Source organism: Alishewanella sp. HH-ZS (genome assembly GCF_001704375.1).
Lineage (GTDB): Bacteria > Pseudomonadota > Gammaproteobacteria > Enterobacterales > Alteromonadaceae > Alishewanella > Alishewanella aestuarii.
Genome location: NZ_LZEJ01000041.1, coordinates 1 through 21,983, shown reverse-complemented (window position 1 = coordinate 21,983; position 21,983 = coordinate 1). Strand labels below are relative to the sequence as shown.

At 53.1% G+C, this 21,983-nt stretch carries 19 protein-coding genes; 7 read left to right on the top strand and 12 right to left on the bottom strand.

Annotated features, from left to right (window positions below):
- Positions 1-77: 77 nt before the first annotated feature.
- The 5 genes from A9165_RS14210 to A9165_RS14190 all read right to left on the bottom strand — a co-directional run bounded on the left by A9165_RS14210 (position 78) and on the right by A9165_RS14190 (position 4,086).
- Entirely contained in the window at positions 78-479 is a 402-nt protein-coding gene (locus tag A9165_RS14210) for a hypothetical protein (RefSeq protein WP_065956390.1), read from the bottom strand.
- A 176-nt stretch (positions 480-655) separates the two neighbouring features.
- Positions 656-1,360 (bottom strand): LytTR family DNA-binding domain-containing protein, encoded by a 705-nt coding sequence (locus A9165_RS14205; protein WP_065956389.1) that lies wholly within the window; start codon positions 1,358-1,360, stop codon positions 656-658.
- Entirely contained in the window at positions 1,341-2,399 is a 1,059-nt protein-coding gene (locus A9165_RS14200; protein WP_065956388.1) for a sensor histidine kinase, read from the bottom strand. The genes A9165_RS14205 and A9165_RS14200 overlap by 20 nt, the downstream gene beginning before the upstream one ends.
- Positions 2,396-3,364, bottom strand: a complete 969-nt coding sequence (locus A9165_RS14195) for a serine hydrolase (protein WP_065956387.1) — start codon at positions 3,362-3,364, stop codon at positions 2,396-2,398. The genes A9165_RS14200 and A9165_RS14195 overlap by 4 nt, the downstream gene beginning before the upstream one ends.
- Positions 3,365-3,432: 68 nt before the next feature.
- Positions 3,433-4,086: a hypothetical protein gene (locus A9165_RS14190; RefSeq protein WP_065956386.1), complete on the bottom strand. Its 654-nt coding sequence runs from the start codon at positions 4,084-4,086 to the stop codon at positions 3,433-3,435.
- Between the two features lie 327 nt (positions 4,087-4,413).
- On the opposite strand from A9165_RS14190, the gene A9165_RS14185 reads away from it, so the two are divergent.
- Entirely contained in the window at positions 4,414-5,283 is an 870-nt protein-coding gene (locus tag A9165_RS14185; protein WP_065956385.1) for a hypothetical protein, read from the top strand.
- A 69-nt stretch (positions 5,284-5,352) separates the two neighbouring features.
- Here the strand turns inward: A9165_RS14185 and A9165_RS14180 are convergent, their stop codons facing one another.
- Positions 5,353-7,050: a TIGR03545 family protein gene (locus A9165_RS14180; protein ID WP_065956384.1), complete on the bottom strand. Its 1,698-nt coding sequence runs from the start codon at positions 7,048-7,050 to the stop codon at positions 5,353-5,355.
- A 205-nt stretch (positions 7,051-7,255) separates the two neighbouring features.
- On the opposite strand from A9165_RS14180, the gene A9165_RS14175 reads away from it, so the two are divergent.
- Positions 7,256-8,851, top strand: a complete 1,596-nt coding sequence (locus tag A9165_RS14175) for an amidase (RefSeq protein WP_065956383.1) — start codon at positions 7,256-7,258, stop codon at positions 8,849-8,851.
- On the opposite strand, the gene zntR is transcribed toward A9165_RS14175, so the two are convergent.
- A complete protein-coding gene (gene zntR, locus A9165_RS14170) occupies positions 8,814-9,221 on the bottom strand; it encodes a Zn(2+)-responsive transcriptional regulator (RefSeq protein WP_065956382.1) in 408 nt (135 codons plus the stop codon). The genes A9165_RS14175 and zntR overlap by 38 nt on opposite strands.
- A 187-nt stretch (positions 9,222-9,408) precedes the next feature.
- Here zntR and A9165_RS14165 point away from each other — a divergent pair, with 187 nt between their 5' ends.
- Entirely contained in the window at positions 9,409-11,880 is a 2,472-nt protein-coding gene (locus A9165_RS14165; RefSeq protein ID WP_065956381.1) for a heavy metal translocating P-type ATPase, read from the top strand.
- Positions 11,881-11,900: 20 nt separating this feature from the next.
- On the opposite strand, the gene A9165_RS14160 is transcribed toward A9165_RS14165, so the two are convergent.
- From A9165_RS14160 to A9165_RS14145, 4 genes are all read right to left on the bottom strand, one after another.
- Positions 11,901-12,098: a hypothetical protein gene (locus A9165_RS14160; RefSeq protein WP_008609138.1), complete on the bottom strand. Its 198-nt coding sequence runs from the start codon at positions 12,096-12,098 to the stop codon at positions 11,901-11,903.
- 9 nt (positions 12,099-12,107) lie between these two features.
- On the bottom strand, positions 12,108-12,965 hold the full coding sequence (locus tag A9165_RS14155) for a copper resistance D family protein (protein WP_065956380.1): 858 nt from the start codon (positions 12,963-12,965) through the stop codon (positions 12,108-12,110).
- Positions 12,966-12,967: 2 nt separating this feature from the next.
- Positions 12,968-13,414 carry a copper resistance CopC family protein gene (locus tag A9165_RS14150; RefSeq protein ID WP_008951088.1) on the bottom strand — a complete coding sequence of 149 codons (447 nt, stop codon included), beginning with the start codon at positions 13,412-13,414 and terminating at the stop codon, positions 12,968-12,970.
- Positions 13,415-13,526: 112 nt separating this feature from the next.
- Positions 13,527-13,925 carry a hypothetical protein gene (locus A9165_RS14145; RefSeq protein WP_008951089.1) on the bottom strand — a complete coding sequence of 133 codons (399 nt, stop codon included), beginning with the start codon at positions 13,923-13,925 and terminating at the stop codon, positions 13,527-13,529.
- 192 nt (positions 13,926-14,117) lie between these two features.
- Between A9165_RS14145 and A9165_RS14140 the strand changes: the two genes are divergently transcribed.
- The 3 genes from A9165_RS14140 to A9165_RS14130 all read left to right on the top strand — a co-directional run bounded on the left by A9165_RS14140 (position 14,118) and on the right by A9165_RS14130 (position 20,451).
- The gene (locus tag A9165_RS14140) at positions 14,118-14,507 is read left to right on the top strand and encodes a hypothetical protein (protein WP_065956379.1); all 390 of its coding nucleotides are present in this window, start codon (positions 14,118-14,120) and stop codon (positions 14,505-14,507) included.
- Positions 14,508-14,582: 75 nt separating this feature from the next.
- Positions 14,583-16,424, top strand: a complete 1,842-nt coding sequence (locus tag A9165_RS14135) for an efflux RND transporter periplasmic adaptor subunit (protein WP_255365733.1) — start codon at positions 14,583-14,585, stop codon at positions 16,422-16,424.
- On the top strand, positions 16,414-20,451 hold the full coding sequence (locus A9165_RS14130) for an efflux RND transporter permease subunit (protein WP_065956377.1): 4,038 nt from the start codon (positions 16,414-16,416) through the stop codon (positions 20,449-20,451). Before A9165_RS14135 ends, A9165_RS14130 begins: the two co-directional genes overlap by 11 nt.
- A gap of 47 nt (positions 20,452-20,498) precedes the next feature.
- Here A9165_RS14130 and A9165_RS14125 read toward each other — a convergent pair whose 3' ends face one another.
- Positions 20,499-21,587: a DUF3083 family protein gene (locus A9165_RS14125; protein WP_065956376.1), complete on the bottom strand. Its 1,089-nt coding sequence runs from the start codon at positions 21,585-21,587 to the stop codon at positions 20,499-20,501.
- A gap of 215 nt (positions 21,588-21,802) precedes the next feature.
- On the opposite strand from A9165_RS14125, the gene A9165_RS14120 reads away from it, so the two are divergent.
- A partial coding sequence (locus tag A9165_RS14120) for a MarC family protein (RefSeq protein WP_304440048.1) occupies positions 21,803-21,983 on the top strand: 181 nt, incomplete at its 3' end.

Here is a 21,983-nt window from a genome sequence, read left to right as displayed (position 1 = left end):
TCAAGTCTGAGCTAGTACATTTAACCTCGTAAGCCGTTAGTAGCCAGGCAGAGTCGCCTGGCTTCCCTGATCGCGGGTTAATCAATATAAATAGCGACAGCCTGAGCAACACGTTGGATCTGGTTTTCAGTTATGGCAAAGCCTTGATTACCATCAAGGCTACCAGTTCGCCTGACAGGCTTTGTTTCATCATGCAGTGTAGTCAGAATCAGACCATTAGCCCCGACTTCAGCTGCTTGCGTTTTTAGCGACGCTAATAATTCGTCAGTCAGCTTTGGATCTGTTGCACTTAACCGCGGTGGACTCATCGCAGTTAATACCGCAATTCTGTCAAACTTTTCCGGTAAACGTTCTACCAATACCACCTCAGAAGGCGCAATGGCCGGACGTGCCTGACCAATCAATTCAGATTCCAGAGTCGGTTTCAGAGCGCAGCCGCCGAGGAACAAGGTCAGTAGCAATAATGCGGTGATTTTCATTGTTATCGCTCCAATGAGTTATTAGATCAGGTGAAAATTACAGCTTAGGCAATTATTAATAATTTACAAGATAAGCATCGTTATATTTTAACTATTTAGTAACGAAAAGCTGGTGTAATACTGACCGCGACACCGGCTTTTCCGTTATTCTGTCCTGGAGCCGGTTTTTTTAGATATCACAAACTCCAACCCTGTTTAAAAGTGCTGGCCTGACGGCGGGAAATTTCTACCCTCAGTTCGGCACTAAGACTCACTTCAAAACCACCACTGATAGTCGGTTCGATCTGCCGGATATATTGGGTGTTAATAATCCAGCTGCGGTTAGCGCGAAAGAAGGTCTCGGCGGGCAATTTTTGCTCCAGCGCGCTCAGGTTGCGGTAAATCATCGGTTTACCGGCGGCAAAGTGCACCCGGGTGTAGTTGCCTTGCGCCTCAAAGGCGTAAATATCGGCTAGCGTGACAAAATAGCAGCGCTCACCGTCTTTTAAAAACACCTGGCTTTGCAATGTCATCTGCGGGCGTTGGCTGGGTGCCGGCACCTTTGCCAGCGCGGCCTGTAAGCGGGGTAGGGTAACAGGTTTTAGCAGATAGTCAGTAGCGTGGTAATCAAAGGATTTGAGTGCGTATTGGTCAAAGGCGGTGACAAAGATCACATGCGGCAGCTTATTCTGCTCCGCCAGTTGCTCTAGCAGCTGAAAGCCGTCTGCCCCGGGCATATCAATATCCAGTAGCAATAAATCCGGGCCAGTGTCTGCGATCTGTTGTAATGCCTGGCTAACATCGGCCGCTTCGCCAACAAGCTCAATCTGTGGGCAGTGTTTTAACTGATTTTTCAGCTCCAGCCGGGCTAAGCGGCTATCGTCAACCAGCAGTACTTTCATCGAGCGACTCCATGGGCAGACAGATCTCAGTCAGCACCTGATGCTGTTGCTGTGTCAGTTGCAAACTGGCACGGCCCTGATATAGCAGATCAAGCCGCTGCCGGATATTAGCCAGTCCTACGCCTGTGCCGGTGGTACCTGGTTGGAGTTGGCCGTCATTGCTAACCGTTAAACACAACTGATTATCGGTAATCCGGGCGCTGATCGCAATGCAACCCCCGGCCGGTAGCTGGCTAATGCCATGTTTAATCGCATTCTCTACACAGAGTTGCAGCAATAACCTGGGTACGGCCAAGGTCAGACAGGCCTCCGGGATCTGCTGTTGATAGCGCAAACGTTGCTCAAACTGAATCGAGCACAGCGCCAGATAATGCTGCACAACTTCCAGCTCCTGCGCCAGAGGCACTTTAACACCAGCTCGTGGGTCCAGGTTGTAGCGCAACATATCCGCCAGAACACTTAACATCTCGCGGGCTTTTTCCGGATCTTCCAGAATCAACGCACGGATATTATTTAGCGCATTAAACAGAAAATGCGGTTGTAGCTGATTGAGTAAGGCATCAAGTTGGGTGGCTTGCAGTAAGGCGGTGGTTTGTCGCAGCTGTCGTACCTTAGTGATGGCGAAATAGAGCGCTGACCAGAGCGACATCGCCAGCAGCATATTTAAAAAGTTACCGCTGAAGATATGTTTAATGACAAACCAGCGTTGTGCGGCAGGGACAGGAAAGCTGTATTGGGTAAGACTCAACAGAAAAAATACCATCAGTAGCAGGCAGGTCGCTACGGCGGCAACCAAAATACTGCCAATTAGTAAGCTGGTGGCCTGGCGCACTACGCCAGCCTGCTGCAGTTTTCGCCGGTACACACTACGCAACAGATGTGAACCCAGGCCGGTACTGCCGACCAGCACCGCACCATATAGCAGTTCGGTAGCAACAAACACCGGTCTGTTATAGATCATCAGACTCAGCAGGGCGTATAGCAGCCCCCAGCCACTGCATTGTAGTAGCGCATAACTCGCTGACCGGCTTAACGTCATGGTTGTTTATCCTGTGGTAAAAGGGTTGTAGAGGACTTAGCCAGCCAGTCGGCAAATAATGCCATGCCCTGTTCGGTAACGGGTAGCGCAATATTGCTCAGGATCACCAGCCCCTTTTGCTGTGTCGGATCGAATACCACCAGGCTGCTAAAGCCAGCGGTTTGACCGGCATGCCAGTGCCAGCCCTTAGAGGTAAGCATCCAGCCCGGTGTCATCGCCGGTTGGTCGCTAAGTGGCAGTGGTGTCAGCCATAACTGCAGTAGCGGGTCGGTGTTGGCCGTGGCGAAGATGTGCTTAAGCATGCCCGCCATATCTTCAATACTGGCGATGACCGCGCCGGCACCGGCCAGGCTATCAAACTGCCAGTTCGCGACCTGTTCACCATTAATGGCATAACCACGGGCCAGTTTAGGCCACACTGCGGTTGTGCCGGTGTGCTCTGGCAGTGAAAGTTGCACGTTGGCCGTTGGCATCGCCAGTGGCTGGAATACACGCTGCTGCATCAGTTCAGCATAGGGCTGCTTTAACTCAGTCGCCAACAGCCAACCCAGCAGACCATAGCCATAGTTGGAGTAGCCAAACTGGCGCTCAGTAAAGTCGGTTGTGGTGAGGGCGGCACGCAGCTGATTATCGTGATAGCTGGCGTAAGGGTTACGTAAGTCGTCCAGTGGTAAATTAGCCGGCAGCCTTGGCAAACCACTGCGATGAGTCAGTAAGTCGGCAAGACTATACTGATGTTTAGCCAGTTCCGGGCGGGCAAACTGCTGTGCCAGCGGCCGGTCGAGTTGCCAGCGCCCTTGTTGTACCAGGCTTAATACTGCCAGCGCCGTCAGGGGTTTGGTTATCGAGCCAATTTCAAATAAGGTCTGCCGGTCCACTGCTTGACTAGCGGCTTGTGGTTGGGTGTCGGCCAGGCCATGCAGTTGATACTGCACCCGCTGCCCGTCTACCAGCGCGATAGCCACGCCGTGCTGGCCAAACTCCTGTTTTAGCCAGCCGGGTAACTGTTGTAACGTCAGTGGCTCAGTGGGTGTCAGGGCTTTTTTTTTAAATTAAGCGGCATGGCCCGGCCCTGAATAAAGGTACCCTGCCACTGATCTTGTTGCCATTGCCCCTGATAGCTGGCGCTGATCATTTTAGCGCTGAAATTAAGCTGGCTATCGCTGACGCTAAACTGGTCGACAGGAATCCCATAACTCTGTTGTTTCGGACTATCCAGGGTCACATGATAACCGCCGGCAATCACGGCGACATTTAACACCAGCGGCAAGCTGGCGTTATTACTCAGTGCCAGATCGCCCGCCCACTGCTGTTCATGTTCCAAACGCTGCAGATCAGTTTTACTAAGCCGGGTGAGCGTAATGGGCATTGCTCGGCCCTGGGTAAAGACCCCCTCCAGGGTTTCGCCGGCAAAGCGGCCATCAAAGCTGGCACGTAATGAATCAGCGGCAAATTTCAGGTGCGTGCCCTCCAGCGTCATGCTGCTGGGCGGAATAGCTTCCAGGCTTTGATTTGGGCTTAACAACGAAAGTTGGTGGCCGTTATCTTCTGCTGTCAGCGTCACTCCCAGCACGATACCGACACCAGGAGCCAGCTCAAGTACACCGCGCCAGTGACCGCTGTAATCATCAGCCAGGCTGCCAAAGCTGGCCAGTAACAGGCTGCTGCTCAGTAAAATCTTTTTCATCGCATGTCCTCCGTAGTAGGGCGTGTTGAGCTTACAGCATAATGCCGCTATTTGTCCGCCTGGGGTATTTTATGATAACTGGTCGCTGAGCCGGATTATTGGTCACAGAGCAAGAGGAAAGGCGAGTAACAACGGGAAAAGTTTTGGAAAATATCAGTGTTACTGGTTTCATCTAAGTTATAACATCGCCTAGAATCGAACCTCTGCGTGGAAGATATAAACGCATCTGGTTTCATTCGGTGGTTTGACTGGCCTGCTAATTTTCTACATAGAGGCTAAATAGTGAGACCGTGCGATGTTATACAGCGAAACTAATTAGGAGAAAGGATGCAACTGCTTCGTTTTATCAGCCTGTGTGGGCTGTTGGCTGTGATGTCAAAAGTAAGTCTGGCGCAGAATACGGAGTTTCGCCCGGGCGTGGGTTTATATGAGGGCGTTAATGCTCAAGGGTGGCTGTTTGAGCAGTTGCAAATCAACGAACAGCCTCCGCATGCGCTGGTACGGTTCAGCATTGTTGATGCTTTTACTTCCGGTTCTGTAGTGGAGTTTTCTGAAGAACAACTGCAATGCTCAGCTTCAGAATGTATCTTGGACGTTGTGAATCCCAACTGGTTGGATTCAAGAATCCGCTTAATTATTACTCCGCAATTCGATCAAGGTCTGCGGGTGTTAGACATTACGACTCATCAAGAAGGGAAGGCATGGTCCAGCAACAGTTATTTGCTATTAAAGCAAGCCGGAGAATCTACAGTAAAACGTTTTACCGAACAGCATATCGCCTTTTATAAACAGTTCGTTGAACATAATGTTAGTACTGATGAGGTTCAAGATGGCCATTATGGGCCGTGGCTGGGTATTCTTGAGCAGGATGAAAAGCGGGATCTGGTGTTTCTGGAGTTTAATAAAACAGGGCGCTCCCGTTTTATCCGTTATGTTACAGGAACTGCTTCTACCGACGAAGCCTTCTTTGAAGCCGGGAAAATTAATGAGGCTGGAAATATCTTATTTATTCGTACATCGCATAATGTTTTTGCTAATAAAGTGCTGCTGCATCGCAACAGCACTAGCATGATAAACGGTTACCTGTTTTCAGAGCTACACGGCAACTTGGTTCAACCAGGCAGTTTTAAGCTAAGACGTTTTCAACCAAGACCGCCAGGTAACGCTCGATTTATAATAAAGCAGCAAGGCGAATAACAGTCTGATTCTAGATAGGGCTATATTTGTAAAAAGCGCCGCCTGATTGATGCGGCGGCGCCTGCGCTTTTAACCGCCACTCAGCCGATCACGCAGCCGGTTACGTAACTGATCCTGCAGATTACCCATTTTGGCATTTAGCAGTTCTTCCAGTTTGGCTTCCATGGCCTTGCTATCGGTTTCTTGTTGCTGCAACAGGTTTAACCACTCTTGCTGTGGTCCCAGTTGCTGCGCCAGGCGGTTATCCAATTCGGTACGCAGCTGGGTTTGTAGCTGCGCGATTTTTTGTTTGGCTTCGCCCAGCAGCGCATCACCCAACATCCGATCCAGTGAGGAGCGGATTGTCACTTGCGGATTGGAGATCAAGCCTTCTGCCAGCACATCCAGCGGGATCTGTCCCTGGCGGTTCAGTAAGGTGACGAGCTGGTCCAGATAGCGGTTGCCGGTTTGGTCAAAGCGGGCATTTTTTAACAGCACTTTGGCCTGCTGTTTTAGCTGATCATCGGTCAGTTTCAGTGAGCCATTGGCACTAAATAAGCCCGCCAGCAGTGTCAGCGCATTTTGCTCGCGGCCCAATGTCAGATTTTCCAGAGCCATGCCTTCCAGCTGCCAGCTTAGGTTAGTGATCATCTGCTCCAGAATGGCAAAATCGCCATTAAGTTGCAGCTTATCCAGTCTGGGCAGGCCCGCGACATTCAGTTTAAAGCGGGTTGCCACGTTATTGATCAGTTGATGTTGGGTAGTAATGTCCTGCATGGTTAGCAGGCTCTCGGTGCCAGCCAGTAACACCTGAATGCGCGCTTCTTTAACCCAGAAATCCGGAAAGGGCTGATTCGGATCCAGCGGTTTTGCCGGGGCCGGTTCGCCGTCCTGCTGCAAATAGGGTTTGGCTAATTGATAGAGTGCTTCCAGTTTCTGGATCTCACGCGCCCAGACATCGCCCAGCAGGATCTGGAAAATCGGTGCCAGGCCGCCTTGCTGAATATTCGCCAGCTGCTGCAGTTGTTGCCAGTCCTGCTCGGCAGCAGTGCGTACGGCTTTAACGGCAGCGCTCAGGCTATCGCGGCTTTCGGTTAGACTTTGTTGCAACTCGCGCAGCTTGTCGCGTTCAGTGCGTAATTGTTGCTGCAGGCTGGTTAATTGCTGGGTTTTGGCTGCCAGATCTGCCGCGTCGCTGATACGGCTGTCGGTCAGCGCCTTAATGCTGCTTTGAAACTCAGCCAGCTGTTCCGGTGTTGGCAGTTGCTGGCGCAAGGTGGTCATTTTTTGGCGCTGCTGCGCGGCCAGCTGTTGTAACTGTTCGCCCTGCTGCAGCGTCTGTAGATTGGCTCTGGCCAGAATGGCATCAGCGGTCGGGATCTCGACTTGCAGTAAAGAGGCTAAATCCAGCGCATTATCATTGGCCGGCGGTACCCGGTATACCTTGCCGGGCCGGGCTCTTTGACTGCCGTATGCCAGCTCCAGTACTTCCAGCTCTTCAACGATATAATAACCTTTTAAGGCCGGCCAGGGGTCGACTCGGGCATAGGCTTTGGCAAAGCTGATGCTATTAAAATCTGGCTTTGCCGGATCGGTAAGCTGTACGCCATCAAGCTGCAACGATACCGGTAACAGGCGCAGCGATACACTGTCGACATTCACTTCGGCGCCGGTGATCTGCTCCAGCTCACTGATTAAGATGCTTTTAATAATACTGTTGGCCAGCAAATAGGCCACCAGCAGCAAGGTGAGCAGACTCACCGGAATTAACCAGAGTAATTTTTTCATTAACCGATCCTTATTGGTTTACAGGCGGGCTTAGTAATATAGTTTAGAGGATAATGCCTTAGCTTTCATCACTTTGGTCAGACAATGCTTTAGAAGTTCCATTGCTCCGTTGCGACCAGCAGCAGGGGGCTGCGGTAAAAGGCCCTGCAATCGGGCGCGCCTGGCAGTAAGCTAAAGCCATTGCCATAACAGAAAATGAGGCTGTATGCGTTTACTGGGATTAGGTTTAACACTGTTATTACTGGGCTGCCGGCCAGCGCCGTTACCAGAAGCCGCGCCGGGGCGTGACTTACAATGGCTGGATGCCCGGTCGGCGCAGCAGGCGTTAGCCAGTAATGAGATAAGCAGCGAACAGTTAGTGCAGTTTTATCTGGCACGGATAGCCGAGCATAATCAGCAAGGCTATCAACTACATGCCATTACCGATATTAACCCGGACGCCTTGGCGCAGGCGCAGCAATTAGATAAAGAGCGGGCGGCTGGTCGGGTCCGTTCGGCGCTGCATGGGTTGCCGGTGCTGTTAAAAGCCAATATCGCTACCGCTGATCAATTGCCTACCACTGCGGGTGCTCTGGCATTACAGGGGCATTTAACCTCGCAGGATGCAGAATTGGTGCGGCAGTTACGTGAGGCTGGTGCTGTGATTCTGGCAAAAACCAATTTATCAGAATGGGCGAATTTTCGCGGTGAAAACTCGGCCAGTGGTTGGTCTGCCCTGGGTGGGCAAACCCGTAATCCGCATCTGCTGAGCCATACGCCCTGTGGTTCCAGCTCCGGTGCCGGGGCGGCTATTGCAGCGGATTTTGGGTTGTTGGCAGTAGGTACTGAAACGGATGGTTCTATTATTTGCCCGTCTGCCATTAATGGTATCGTCGGTATTAAACCCACCCGGGGGGCTGTGTCCGGCGAGGGTATTATTCCGATCGCCAGCGCCCAGGATATTGCCGGCCCTATGGCACGCCGGATCTATGATGCCGCCTTGTTATTGGAGGCCATGCTGACGCCGGCCGCCCGTGAAGCCATTCCGGCTTCGCTGACAGCAGCGGCACTGCAGCCGGCGAATGCCGGCAAGGTCCTGCTGGTGCGCGCTTACGACGAGCGCGAGCCTGCCGTGGTATCGATGCTGGATAATACCGCTCAGGCATTAGCGGCGGCCGGTTTTGAGGTGGTGGAAACGGCGGAATGGCAGTTACCGTCTGACTTATATCAGGCTGAGTTTAGTGTATTGCTGTACGAATATGCCCGCGATCTGCAGCAGTGGCTAACTGACTATCAGGTGCCAGAGCAGGTCAATACGCTGCAAAAGCTTGTTGCGTTTAACCGCGCGCAGGGCGAACGGGCACTGGCATTTTTTGGTCAGGAATATCTGGAGCAGGCGGCGGCGATCGATCTGGTTGCTGCTGAAGCCGACTATATTGCCGCGCTGGCACAAAGCCGCGCTCTGGCTGAGGCCGCACTTAACCAGTATCTGCAGCAGGGTTTCTCGGCGATCATTTTGCCCTCCTATGGTCCGGCCTGGCCTATTGATCATGTCAACGGCGATCAGTTTAATTTCGGCACCTCGACGGCAGCGGCGGTAGCCGGTTATCCGTCTATTACCTTACCCGGTGGCTATAGCGGGGTGTTGCCGCTCGGCATTAGCCTGGTCGGTTTACCCTGGTCAGAGCCGGAGTTAATCCGCATCGCCGCCTTGCTGGAGCAGCAACTGGCCGCGTATCGGCGGCCTGGGTTTATCCCGGCGCTGCCAGCGGATAATGCCCAAGCTACACCGGCTCAGCCTGAGCCAACGCAGCCAGAATAGAACACGCGGTGGCGCTGACTGTGCCACCACAACAGGCATTGTGTAATTGCTGCAGTGCCTGTTGCAGCCGTTGCAGCTCGGCACGCTGTTGCTCTATTTCCTGAATTTTTAACGCGACCTTGTCTTTAACATCAGCGCAGACCCAGGCACTTTTGTTATCTTCAATGGCCAGCAACTCGCGGATCTGCTGTAAGCTAAAGCCAATAGCCTTAGCACGCAGGATAAAACTTAAGCGTTGCACATCGCCTGTGCTGTACTGGCGATAGCCGGCGCCAGAGCGTGGAGCTGTTGCCAGTAAGCCCTGTTTTTCGTAAAAACGAATCGTATCTACCGTGACGTCAAATTGCTGAGCCAGTGCGCCAATTTTCATACCGGATACCTGAGTTGCTAAAATTATTGCTGCGAAGGCGGTCTGTCACTACCGCCCGACAGTTTAAGTATAAGTCTGGAGTCAGCTCCAGAGTCAAGTCCGAAAAAAGCGTGTTAATACTGCTTGACTCTGGAGTTACTCCAGATTGCACAATGCGCTGACTGAACTATCTGATGGAGTACTTGCCATGTCTGCAGCGAACCTGAAGGTGCTGATACCTGTTACCAAACTGACCTGTGCCGGCTGTGTGCGCCGCGCGACAACAGCACTTAGTGCTGTACCAGGCGTGCAGCAAGCCAATGTTAATCTGGCCAGTGGCAACGCCGAGTTAAGCCTGGAAGCCGCGACAGTACTGCCCCAGGTTGTGAGTGCGCTGGATCAGGCTGGTTATCCGACCCGCACCGAAGCTTTACTGTTTAGTATCAGCGGTATGCATTGCGCGTCCTGTGTCAGCAAAATTGAGCAGGCCTTACGGCAGATCCCCGGCGTATTAACGGCGCAGGTGCAACTGGTCAATAGTCAGCTACAACTTAGCCGCATCAGTGGGCTGGCACAGACCAGCGAGTTACTGGCAACAGTGCAGCGGCTGGGCTATCAGGCTAAGGTCGTGGATGAGCAGCACGCCGATCCCGAACAGGAGCAACAGGCGGCTCAACGTCGCTTAAAGCGTCAGTTTTGGCTGGCGCTGGCCTTAACACTGCCGGTGTTTGTGCTGGAGATGGGTGGGCATCTGCTACCGGCTTTTGCCGCGCTGTTACAGCGGGTATTACTGCCGGAGCACTCCGCCTTATTGCAATTTACGCTGACCACTTTGCTGCTGGCCTGGCCGGGGCGGGATTTTTTCCGCATTGGTTTGCCGAACTTGTGGCGCCGAAGTCCGGATATGAATTCTTTAGTGGCATTGGGTACCTTTGCGGCCTGGAGTTTTTCGACGCTGGTGACCTTTGCCCCTGAGCTAATCCCCCAGGTTAGCCGGCATCTGTATTTTGAATCGGCAGCGGTGATTATTACCCTGATCCTGCTTGGGCGTTATCTGGAAGGGCGGGCCCGGGGCCGCACCGGTGCTGCTATCCGCAAGTTACTGGGCTTAAAAGTCAGTCAGGTCAGAGTGCGGGTGAATGATAACTATCAGGATCTGCCGCTGGCGGACCTCAAGGTCGGCATGCAGTTTTTAGTGCGTCCGGGTGAGCGGATTGCTGCGGATGCACGGGTGATCAGCGGTGAATCCTGGGTCGATGAGTCGATGCTCACCGGCGAGCCGCAGCCGGTGGCAAAGCAGGCGGGTACTGTGGTCACCGGCGGTACGCTTAATGGAACTGCTGGTGCGCTGCTCTGTGAAGCTGAGGCCGTTGGCGAGCAAACGGTGCTGGCACAAATTGTCCGCTTGGTGCAGCAGGCACAAAGTAGCCGGCTGCCCATTCAGGCGCTGGTCGATAAGGTTACCGCGGTATTTGTGCCGGTGGTACTGGTGATCGCGCTGCTAACGGCGCTGCTCTGGTTGTGGCTGGGTGGTGAGCAAGCCTTAACGCAGGCCCTGGTGAACGCGGTGGCCGTGCTGATTATTGCCTGCCCCTGTGCCATGGGGTTAGCCACACCGGTGTCGATTATGGTCGGTACCGGCCGCGCGGCTGAGTTGGGGATACTGTTTCGCCAGGGCGCGGCTTTGCAGCAATTGCAGCAGGTCAAGCTGGTGGCCTTTGATAAAACCGGTACCCTGACTCAGGGTAAGCTGACGCTGACTGATATCATTGCGACGGCCGATCTAAGCGAACAGCAGGTATTAGCTCTCGTCGCCGCCCTAGAGCAGTTTGCCGAGCATCCGCTGGCGCAGGCGCTGGTCGCGGCCGCTCAGGCGCAGCAGTTACCCTTTGCGGCAACGACGGAGTTTCAGGCCATTAATGGTCAGGGCGTTACAGCTTTGGTTGACGGTAAACGTTATTATCTGGGGAATCTGCGGCTGCTGGCTGAGCAGTTGCCGGCACTGTTCCCGGCAGAGGAACTACCGAATGCCAGCCAACAACAGCAGCTGCAGCAGTTAACGGCGGCTGGCAAAACGGTAATTTTCTTAGCGGATACTGAGCGGTTGTTGGCGATGATAGCGCTGGCCGATCAGCTGCGACCGGAAAGTCAGGCGGCGGTGCAAGCCTTGCAGCAATCCGGCTTGACGGTGGTGATGGTGACCGGTGATCAGCTGGCAACGGCAAAGGCAGTGGCAAAACAGCTAGGGATTAGCGAGGTGCGGGCGGGGGTATTACCCGAGGGTAAGCAACAATTAGTGGAGCAGCTAAAGCAGCAGTATGGCAAGGTGGCCTTTGTTGGTGATGGTATTAACGACGCGCCGGCGCTGGCCGCCGCCGATGTCGGCATCGCCATTGGTACCGGCACCGATGTGGCGATAGAAGCGGCCGATGTGGTGTTGCAGCGCAGTGATGTAGGAAGCGTATCGCAGGCACTGCAGTTAAGTGCCGCTGTGATGCGCAATATCCGGCAAAACCTGTTTTGGGCCTTTGCCTACAACGTGCTGCTGATCCCAGTGGCAGCCGGTGTACTGTATCCGTTTACCGGCACCTTGCTGGCACCGGGGCTGGCGGCTGGCGCTATGGCATTAAGCAGTATCTTTGTACTGAGTAATGCCTTGCGGCTGCAGCGCTTTCGGTAGCGGCTATGGCTTTTCCAGCGTTATCGCAATAGCGGTTTTAACAGGTGGTAAAAGATACAGACTAAACCTGCCGCCTCAATCAGTAATAGCAACACCAGGGCCAGATGCTGCATAGCATGGCCCTGAGTTTTTAACTGATGGTGGACATAGATCCCCGCGGTCAGTGCCAGGCTATAAAGGCCCAGCACCAGATGTGTCAGCAGCATTTCAGTACTCATCTTAGCCTCCTAACCGGACCAGCCCACGATCACTGTCACCACTGCGGTGATGACAAAAATAGCCGTGGCGAGCAGCATTTCTGCGACGATAGCCATTTGCAACCGCCTTGGATCTGAATGTTGTTGCAGTGCGGGTACCAGCCTGAGTTTATTCAAGGCTCCTAAACTCAGCAAGCCAATAACCAGCAGTATTTTAGCAAGCAGCAGTTGGCCATAGCTAGTGCTCCAAAGATGCTCTGGCGCGGATAACAGCAGCCACAGCATGCTGACGCCGCTCAGCAGTATTAGCAGCAAAACCCCGATCATGATCTGACCAAACTGGCGCAGTAACGCATGCAGCCTTGCGGTTGGACTATGGCGGCAAAGCCGCCACAGCAGTGGCAGGGAGCCTACCCAAAAGCCAACAGCCAACAGATGTGTTAGCAGCAGCAACTGCCCTGGCAGGCCAAAGCGCAGCAGGTGTCCGCCTTGCAAGAAACCGAACATCAGTAATAGCAATGCCAGACTTTGCAGCAGAATTGGCAGGTATTTAACCTTTAGAAGCAACAGGCTAAGCAACAGCAAGCCAAAGGCCGGCAATTGAAGACACAGCGTTTTTCCTGCGGCGTCCGGCCACAGAAATTGCATCAGTTCCCAATCAAACATGCCTCCCATGCCCGCCATGGCCATAGTTCCTACCTGCAGCAGAAAGCTGCTTAGCACGCTAAAAGCACCCAGGCCAAACACCAGCGCCTGACCAGGCCGGCTTAGCGGTGCGCTAAGCCGGTGCCGCTGTGCCAGCCAGTTGCAGAGCACCAGCCCCAGTGTGATGGCCGTGCACAGATAAAGTAAGATCCGGCTTGCGGCAGCCCCTTGCTCCCAGTACATGATTAAATGCCCTGTGACTGCAATGTCAGCAGTCTCGCGTGATGGTGCTGGTGCTCATCCGCTTCAGGTTGCTTGCCAGGGGAGGATTCTGTTGCGTTTGGATCAATACTAAAGTCAATGACACCGCTGACCCTGTGGCCGTCAGCGCCTATGGCAGCCCAGGCAAACTGGTAGCTGCCAGCCTTCAGTGCCGGCAGTGTAAACTCAATATGATCGGTGGCTTCGGTATTGCGGCGAAAGCCAAATTCAATGGCCTCTTCATCCAAGGTAAGCTCCAGCGATAACATCCGCACCGGATCACCAAAGTGTAGCATCACCACTTTAGGGGATGTTGTGAGCACGGCGTCCTTTGCCGGAATAGAGAACATTAGTGGGGTATGAGCTAAAGCTGCAGTGCATTGCAGGGCAAAGAAGATCAGGGCTGCCATCAGGCTAGCTAAAGTTTTCATCATCATTTCCTTCAAAAATTTAATTGGTTTTGTATGGGGTACAACAGCATGCCCTGGTTTGGACCAAGACAGCCTTGCTAAACTGGGTTTAAAACCAAATCTATCAGCAGGTTTAGGGAGGTTGGGTGGCGCGGTTTAACAAAACGCTTAAATCAATAAAATCCAGGCTAGGGATGGGATCCGTTACCTGGGTAGCTTGAGGCGAACTCTGCTCGAAAGTCAGCGTAGCGGTGACACAGCAACTTGCGCACAGACTACAGACGGGAGTCGTCGCTTTGGCGGCGGCCTCAGGCTGAGATACATCGGCTTGACGAGGTAATTCCACTGTGCTGTTTAAAGGTTCTGCACTGGCTAACTGAGCTGAGCTGTTATCACTGGCCTGGGCATGGCTATCAACCTGCTTGCTGGCTGACTCTGCAGGCTGGTGCCCGAGATGACAACCAGCCATAGCAAAACCAGTCACACTTTTCAGCAGCAAGGCAGCAATCATCAGCAGAGCGGTACAGCGCATTAGGGCACCTAAGCATTCAATTCTGCGTAAACTTTAGCGAACTTTTCCTCTGCAGGCAAATATTCTGCCCTGTGGTATCGGCTGCATTCTGCCACTTAATCTGGCCTGTGTTTTGATCTACTTGCCTTAATAATTTTGACAATTACAAGACAAAAGCGTAAATTAAGCGCATCTCAACTCTGGTAACTGCAGATGCTCAGCACTTTTGTACAACGGCAAAAAATCTGGGCCATCCCGATGATGGTTAGCCTTGCCTTGTCCTGGTGTTTGCTGTTCTGTGGTCAGCTATTTGCAGCAAATCATAGTGCAGAGCTGCAGCACGAGCCACCTTGCCATGGTGTCGTAACCGGGCAGTTAACGCAAGAACCACAGCTACTGCATGATTTATGCAGTGGCTGTGCGTTAGAGGCGGTACAAACGGTAACGCCTGAGTTGCCGGCAGCATTGCTGTGGCCCTATGCCATCATTGAGTTAGTGCAGCCTGGCCTTGTTGCCGGGCAGCAGATTTTATCTCAGGTAGTCAGTCCGCCTTATCCCCGAACGACCCCGCTTTACATTCAAAAATCTGCCTTATTAATTTAACACCTGCAGTGATTCAGATTGGGCTGCATGCATTGGCGTGTAGTGTTATTTGTATTTACCCGGCAGGATAATTTTATGTTTCGTTCTCAATCTTATAGCAAGATGCTGTTTGGCTGGTGTGTGCTAATTAGTTACAACCTGATGGCTATGCCACATCAACATGCTTCTGAGCAGCATCAACATGCTAAGCCGCAGGCGTCGGCAGTGGCACAGCAAGGTGCACTTGCCGCGCTCAGCCCACAAGCAACCACACTTTATACTTGCTCGATGCATCCGCATTTTCGTTCTGAAAATCCAAACGATCGCTGCCCCATCTGTGGTATGAGTTTAATTCCGGTTGAGCAGGATGATGATCCCTTGCCAGAAGGAGATGATGCTGTGATCCGGTTAAGCCCTCGGGCCAATGCGTTATTGCAACCGGAGTTAACACCGGTTCTGAGACAGAAAGCCTCGGCTAGCCTGTCACTGGTGGGGCGTTTGGCGGCTGATCAGAGTCGACTTAAAACCATCAGTGCCTGGACTTCCGGGCGTATTGAGCAGCTTTATCTGGCTACCACGGCAGTGGATGTTCGCGAAGGTGACCCTATGGTCGAAATTTTTAATCCTGAGCTTATCGTGATCCAGCAGGAGTTACTGCAAGCCAAGCAGTTGTCTGCTGGCCGTGGCGCAGGTTTACCTGCCGCCAGTACATTGGATGCTGCCCGCCGCCGCTTGCGTTTGCTCGGGGTGCCGGCGGCTCAGATTGAGCAGATCCTGCAACGAGAAACCCTGCAGGATACGGTGACCATTTCTGCACCCGTTTCTGGTCGAGTGATGGAGCGCATGGTTAATAGTGGGGCCTATGTTAGCACCGGTCAGCCATTATTTACGGTGCTGGGACTTGAGACGCTGTGGCTGGAGCTTGAGGTGTTCGAACATCAGTTAGGCGATATCCGGCCGGGACAGACACTGCAGGTTACGCTGCTGGCGTTGCCCGGTGAAACGCTGGAAGCCAAAGTGCAGCTGATAGAGCCGGAGGTCGACAGCTACCGGCGTACGGCCCGGCTGCGGGCGGTACTGCCCAATCGGGATGGCAGGTTAAAGCCTGGTATGCTGGCCAACGCCACCCTCAGCACTGAACAGACTGAGGCATTGTTAATTCCGGTTTCGGCGGTGCTAGTAACCGGTGAGCGGGCGCTGGTATATGTGAAATTAGACGACGAAAGACCTACCTATGCCGGGCGTGAAGTGACTTTGGGACGACGTTTGGGTGACCATTACGAACTATTGGCTGGCTTAAACGAACATGAGTTGGTGGTTAGCAAAGGTGCATTCAGATTGGATAGTGAGCTACAGATCCGTGGCTTGCCCAGCATGATGTCGCCTGGTGGCGGTGCAGATCCGCATGCCGGACACCGGCATGCCGTTGCCTCAGACAAGAAGGATCAGACTCCGGTGATAAAGCCAGTCACTGACAAGGCGCCACAAGTCGATTTTCGTCTAACCGACACCGAACACCAAAGCTTACTGGCGGCCTATCAGCAACTCTATCTGGCATTAACCGAAGATAACCTCAGTGAGTGGCAAGCTGGAACCGCTCGTTTTCAACAGTTAGTTGCGCAAATCAACTGGCCGGCGAATTTTCCACGGATTGTCGTTGCACTGCAGCATGGCCGCGATGAGATCGACGATGTGACCAGCTTAGCTGACGCCAGAGCGCAGTTTTACCAGCATAACTTAGGTTTGTTGCGTCTGGCTGAATTGGGTGTGATTGCACCGGGTTGGTATCGGGCGTTTTGCCCAATGGCGCGCAATGGCGACGGTGCTGCCTGGTTACAGCCACAGCAAAATATTCTGAATCCCTATTTTGGTGCCATGATGCTGCGTTGTGGCGAGGTTGAGCAACAATTCGCATCAGGAGAGACGCATGAACACTGACATGCCGGTGCGTCCTTGGTTTGAGCGATTATTAGCCACCTGTTTAGCGCAAAAACTCTTGGTGATGTTGTTGGCAGCATTGCTGTTACTGGCAGGTGTTGCCTACGCCCCCTTTGGTTGGAAAACCGGTATGCCGCTTGAGCCAGTAGCGGTGGATGCTATTCCAAATTTGGGTGAAAACCAGCAAATTGTTTTTACTGACTGGCCAGGCCGTTCACCGCAGGACGTGCAGGATCAACTTACCTATCCGCTTAGCGTCGCTCTAATGGGGGTGCCGGGAGTTAAAGATGTGCGCTCGGTGTCAATGTTTGGTTTTTCCAGCATTGCGGTGATCTTTGACGATAATACCGAGTTTTACTGGTCCCGTACCCGTTTACTCGAAAAACTGGCCAGCTTAGCTCCGGGTACCCTGCCGGATGGGGTGCAGCCGACGCTCGGACCTGATGCCACGGCGCTGGGGCAGGTGTATTTATATACTCTTGAGGGCCGTGATCCTACCGGTAGAACGACCGGTGGCTGGGATCTCGATGAGCTGCGCACGGTGCAGGATTGGTATCTGAGTACCGGCTTACTGGCGGCTGAGGGGATCAGTGAGGTTGCCTCTATCGGTGGTTATGTCCGTGAATATCAGGTGGAAGTAAACCCGGACCTGTTACGTATTTTTCAGGTCAGTTTGGCGGATGTGAGTGATGCTGTGATGGCGTCAAATCTGGATGTCAGTGCCGGCAGTCGCGAAATTAACGGCGCCGAGTATCTGATCCGCGGCGTAGGTTATATTAAAACCCTGGCCGATATCGAGCAGGCGGTGGTAAGACTGGCAGCGGACAACACGCCGATCCGGGTCAGTGATGTGGCCAGAGTTCAGCTTGGTCCGGCAGCGCGGCGCGGCGCATTAGATGTGAACGGTGCCGAAGCTGTGGGTGGGGTGGTAACGGTACGCGAGGGCTATAACCCGCGCCGGGCCATTGAGAATGTCAAGCGTCGTTTAGACGAAGTTAGCCGTGGTTTGCCAGCGAAAGCGGTGATCGATTGGCAGCAGGTGAATGCATCTGAAGTGGCGTCCTTTGCTGCTTTGCAACAACTACCAGCCTGGCAAGGACGGGATAGCGCCAGCCAGCAAGCCTGGCTCAATTACCTTAGAACCACTCCTGGCGATGCTTGGCCTGCTTGGTTAACCCTAAGTCAGCTGACGGTTGTACCATTTTACGATCGCAGCGAACTGATTGATGAAACCCTCGGCACCTTGCAGGATGCATTAACCCAGCAACTGCTGGTGACCATAGTAGTGGTACTGGCATTACTGTTACATTTTCGCGCTGCGCTTGCCGTCAGTCTGATGCTGCCGTTGGCGGTACTGCTGAGTTTTATTACGATGAAGTGGCTGGCAGTAGATGCCAATATCGTGGCTCTGGCCGGGATCGCCATTGCGATAGGGACCATCGTCGATATGGGAATTATCGTCAGTGAGAACCTGTTACGCCAACGTCAACAGGAGCCAGACCTTAGCAGTATCGCATTGGTTAAAAAAGCAGGTGCCGAAGTGGGGCCGGCTATTCTTACCGCTATCAGTACCACCGTCATTAGCTTTTTACCGGTGTTTACCATGACCGGTGCCGAAGGAAAGTTGTTTGGTCCGCTGGCTTATACTAAAACCTTCGTCTTGCTTGCTGCTGCGTTGCTGGCGTTAACCGTATTGCCAGTCATTCTGTGTTTATTATTTAAATGGCGCCGCAGCGAATTAAGCAGCCACTGGCAGCGCTGGTTATTGAGTAGCCGGCGTTGGTGGTTATTGCTGGCGCTTATTATCCTCTTTGTCTGGTCAGGTTACAGCTTGCTTGGCTGGGCGACCCTGTTCTATGGACTGGTGCTGCTTGCTCATTCCCACTTGAGACATCGGCTTTGGTCCCATTTACAACACCAGCAACCAGTCTTAGCGCAGCGCATACTTAGATTGCGCCAGCGTCTGGCACAGCTAAGGACGCCCTGGCTGTGGTCGCTTGGCCACAAATTACTCATCCTGGCAGTGTTAGTGGCGGCGGTCAGTATTCTAAGCCAGGTTTGGTTGCCGCTTGGGCCTATGGCCGGCCAGTTTGCCAACTGGAGTTTTGTTAGCTTGCTGTTGCTATTGGTGCTGGGCGGCTTTCTGCTGTTTTTATGGAGTTACCCCTTCCTGCTCGCGCTATTTTTACGCGTTAAAGTGCTGTTTTTGTGTTTACCGTTGCTAATTATCGGCTACGGTACGACGGTGTGGCTGGGGGCACAGCAGACGCTGGGATGGGTACCGGCACTGTATGCCGGGCTGGGCGGTGATGCTAACCATATCAGGCATAGCGAGAGCTGGGTGCATTTAACCCACCGTTATCCTGGATTGGGGCGGGAGTTTATGCCGGCACTGGATGAAGGCGCCTTTTTGCTGATGCCGAGCTTAATGCCGCATGCCTCTATTGGCGAAGCGCTGGCGATTTTGCAACAACAGGACGCCGCCATTGCGGCGATCCCAGAAGTACGCTCAGTTGTGGGTAAAATTGGCCGGGCAGAAACGGCTTTGGATCCGGCGCCACTTGGCATGATTGAAACCCTGATCCAATATCACAGCGAATTTAAAACTGACGAACGCGGCCGTCGGCGTTACTTTAAAGTCGATAGCCAGAGTGGTGACTTTATCCGCGATACGAATGGCGAGTTGATTGAAGATGCAAAGGGCCGGCCATACCGGCAATGGCGCGAGCATATTCAATCGCCCGACGATATCTGGCAGGAAATCGTTCGTGCAGCGCAGGTACCAGGTGTGACCTCGGCGCCGAAGTTACAACCGATAGAAACCCGCTTACTGATGTTGCAAACCGGCATGCGCGCGGCCATGGGGGTGAAACTCTCAGCGCCGGATCTTGAGACCTTGGATGGCTTAGCGGTAGAGCTGGAGCAACTGCTACGCCAGGCGCCCGGGGTACAGTCTGCTTCGGTCAGTGCTGAGCGGGTGGTTGGCCAGCCCTATCTGGAGGTAGTCCCGGATAGGGCCGCCATTGCCCGTTATGGTTTGAGTATGCAGCAGGTGCAGCAAAATCTCGCCGCTGCAGTAGGCGGAATGGAGGCGGGGCGCACTGTGGAGGGGCGCGAGCGCTATGGTATCACGGTGCGGTATATGCGTGAGCGCCGTGATAGTCTGGAGCAACTCTCTGAAATCCTGATTGATACCCCAGCGGGCTATCCGGTACCGCTGACACAGCTAGCGGAAATTCGTTATCAGCGCGGGCCTCAGATGATCCGCGCCGAAAACACCTTTTTAACCGCCTATGTGACCTTTGGTGGCTTAAGCGGTTGGGCTGAGGTTGACGTCGTCGATGCGGTTGCCGGCTATTTACAACAGGCCATTGCCTCGGGTGACTGGCAACTACCAGCCGGCGCCAGTTATAGTTTTGCCGGCAGTTTTGAGCATCAGCAACGTGCCAGTAACACTTTGCAGTGGGTGATCCCGCTGTCGCTGGTACTGATTTTTATGTTGCTGTATTTGCAGTTTCAGCAGGTGACGACTGCGCTGATGATCTTTAGCAGTATAGCGGTGGCTTGGGCTGGTGGCTTTATTGCACTGGATCTTTTCGCGCAGCCATGGTTTTTAAACATCGACTGGTTTGAGATCAATATGCGCCAGCTGTTCCAGTTACAGAGCTACCACCTGAGTATTGCCGTCTGGGTAGGCTTCCTCGCGCTGTTTGGTATTGCCGTGGATGATGGCGTAGTGATGGCAACCTATCTGAAGCAGCAGTTTGCGACATTGAAACCGGCAAGTCGCAGCGAGGTGCGGGAACTGGTGAGTCAGGCGGCGTTAAAACGTATTCGCCCCTGTTTAATGACCTCGGCCACCACGATACTGGCACTATTACCGGTACTCAGCTCCACTGGCCGCGGTGCTGATCTGATGATCCCAATGGCAATACCGACGCTTGGCGGCATGCTGTTTGTGCTACTGAGCGTCTTTATGGTACCGGTGCTCTATGCTGCCCGCGAGGAGTGGCGCTTGCGAGACTAGAAGGGGGATAACTCAGGGCCTGAAACAGGGCCCTGAGCCTGAACCGGTTAGTTATGGTAACTAATATGCTGATGGAAACGCACCGTTAAATCATCGCGCTCTGGTTGTAGATTCAAAGCTTTAGCAAAACGACGCAGCGCGCTTTCTACTTCATTCATAAAGCGGCCATAACCCATATCGGTTTGGTCGTCTGGCGTGGCGAAAATGATCAGCTGCATCATTTCTACCAGCTTATCACCCTGCAGATCGCTGACCAGCTGGCCTTGTTTGGCGCTGGGGTCAAAACCAATCATCTGCAACTCTGTGCCCTGGCTGCTTTTATCAAACTGGCTGTTGCGGACCAGCGGTAACAAACCATTGGCCAGCACGGCCAGATGTTGCAGTTTTTCTTGCTGACAGGCCGAGACAAAGTGATCGGCGATATGCTGATATAGCGGCAGATAGGGGCTGCTGCTGTGCAGATCCAGCTTTACCTGCTCTTTTAGCCGCCGGCTGAGCGGTAAATTGACAATCACATAAGTCAGGGCGCTATGGGCCGGCAGTTCAGCTTGCCGGGCTTTATAGCGGGCATCGATAGAGCGCAGTTTATAGCCGTAGCTTTCTTTACTGCCTTTGGCTTTGGCGAATAAATCATAGGTCAGATGCTGGTGATCACGGACTTTGATTTTCAGCTCTGCCAATGCCAGGCGGTTACGCAGCTCAGTCAGTAATGTCGTCACCTGCTGGTGAAAGGCTGCGGCATTAGAGCGCAGTGGCTGCTCGGTTGCCAGAAACAACAGGCTAATTTTCCGTGCCCGCACTTTGGCATCATAGAAGCTATGCTGGGCTTCATGGTAGCTGGGGTTATAGAAAAACAGAATTTGCTCGGCGGTTTGCAGCACATAGGCTTCCTGGTGGAAGCGCACTACCGGGGTTTTACCGTTTGCAATCAGGTGCACATTGCGCAGGCCAAACTGATCGGCCAGTTCAAACAGCTTTTGGCTTAGCGCCTGATACAGCGCCAGGTAGGGGGTGTCTGTGCTGCTTGCCGGGTAGCGGGCTACCAACTCATCGGACAAAACAAACTCAGCCAGCAGGTATTGATTATCGCGGGCCGACGCGGGCAAATAAACCTTGTGTTGCGAACTGACGGGCATAACCGTACTCCTGTACAGATTAAAATTGCGCCAATTGTAGCAAAAAGGCTGGCAAGAGTGCCAGCGGGTTAACATTATTTAAATCCTTGAGTGTTAACAGGTTTTTATGCAGAGACTGTGATAGCCCTTATATGCATAGCAGGATGTTTTTTAAAAAATTCTGCTAGAATAAGCAGTTATTACCTTTTAACCACCGCCTGAACTCTGGATAGATGATGTCTGTAACCTTATTAATTGATTATTGGCTAATTGCCATTACTGCACTCTTTGTTGTTGTTAACCCGCTTACAACGGCTTTTATCTTTGTCTCCTTGTTGCCAAATGCCAATGCTATTCAGCGTAGGCGGGCTGCCAAACGTTCCACCCTGGTTTCGGCCTGTCTCTTGATCACAAGTC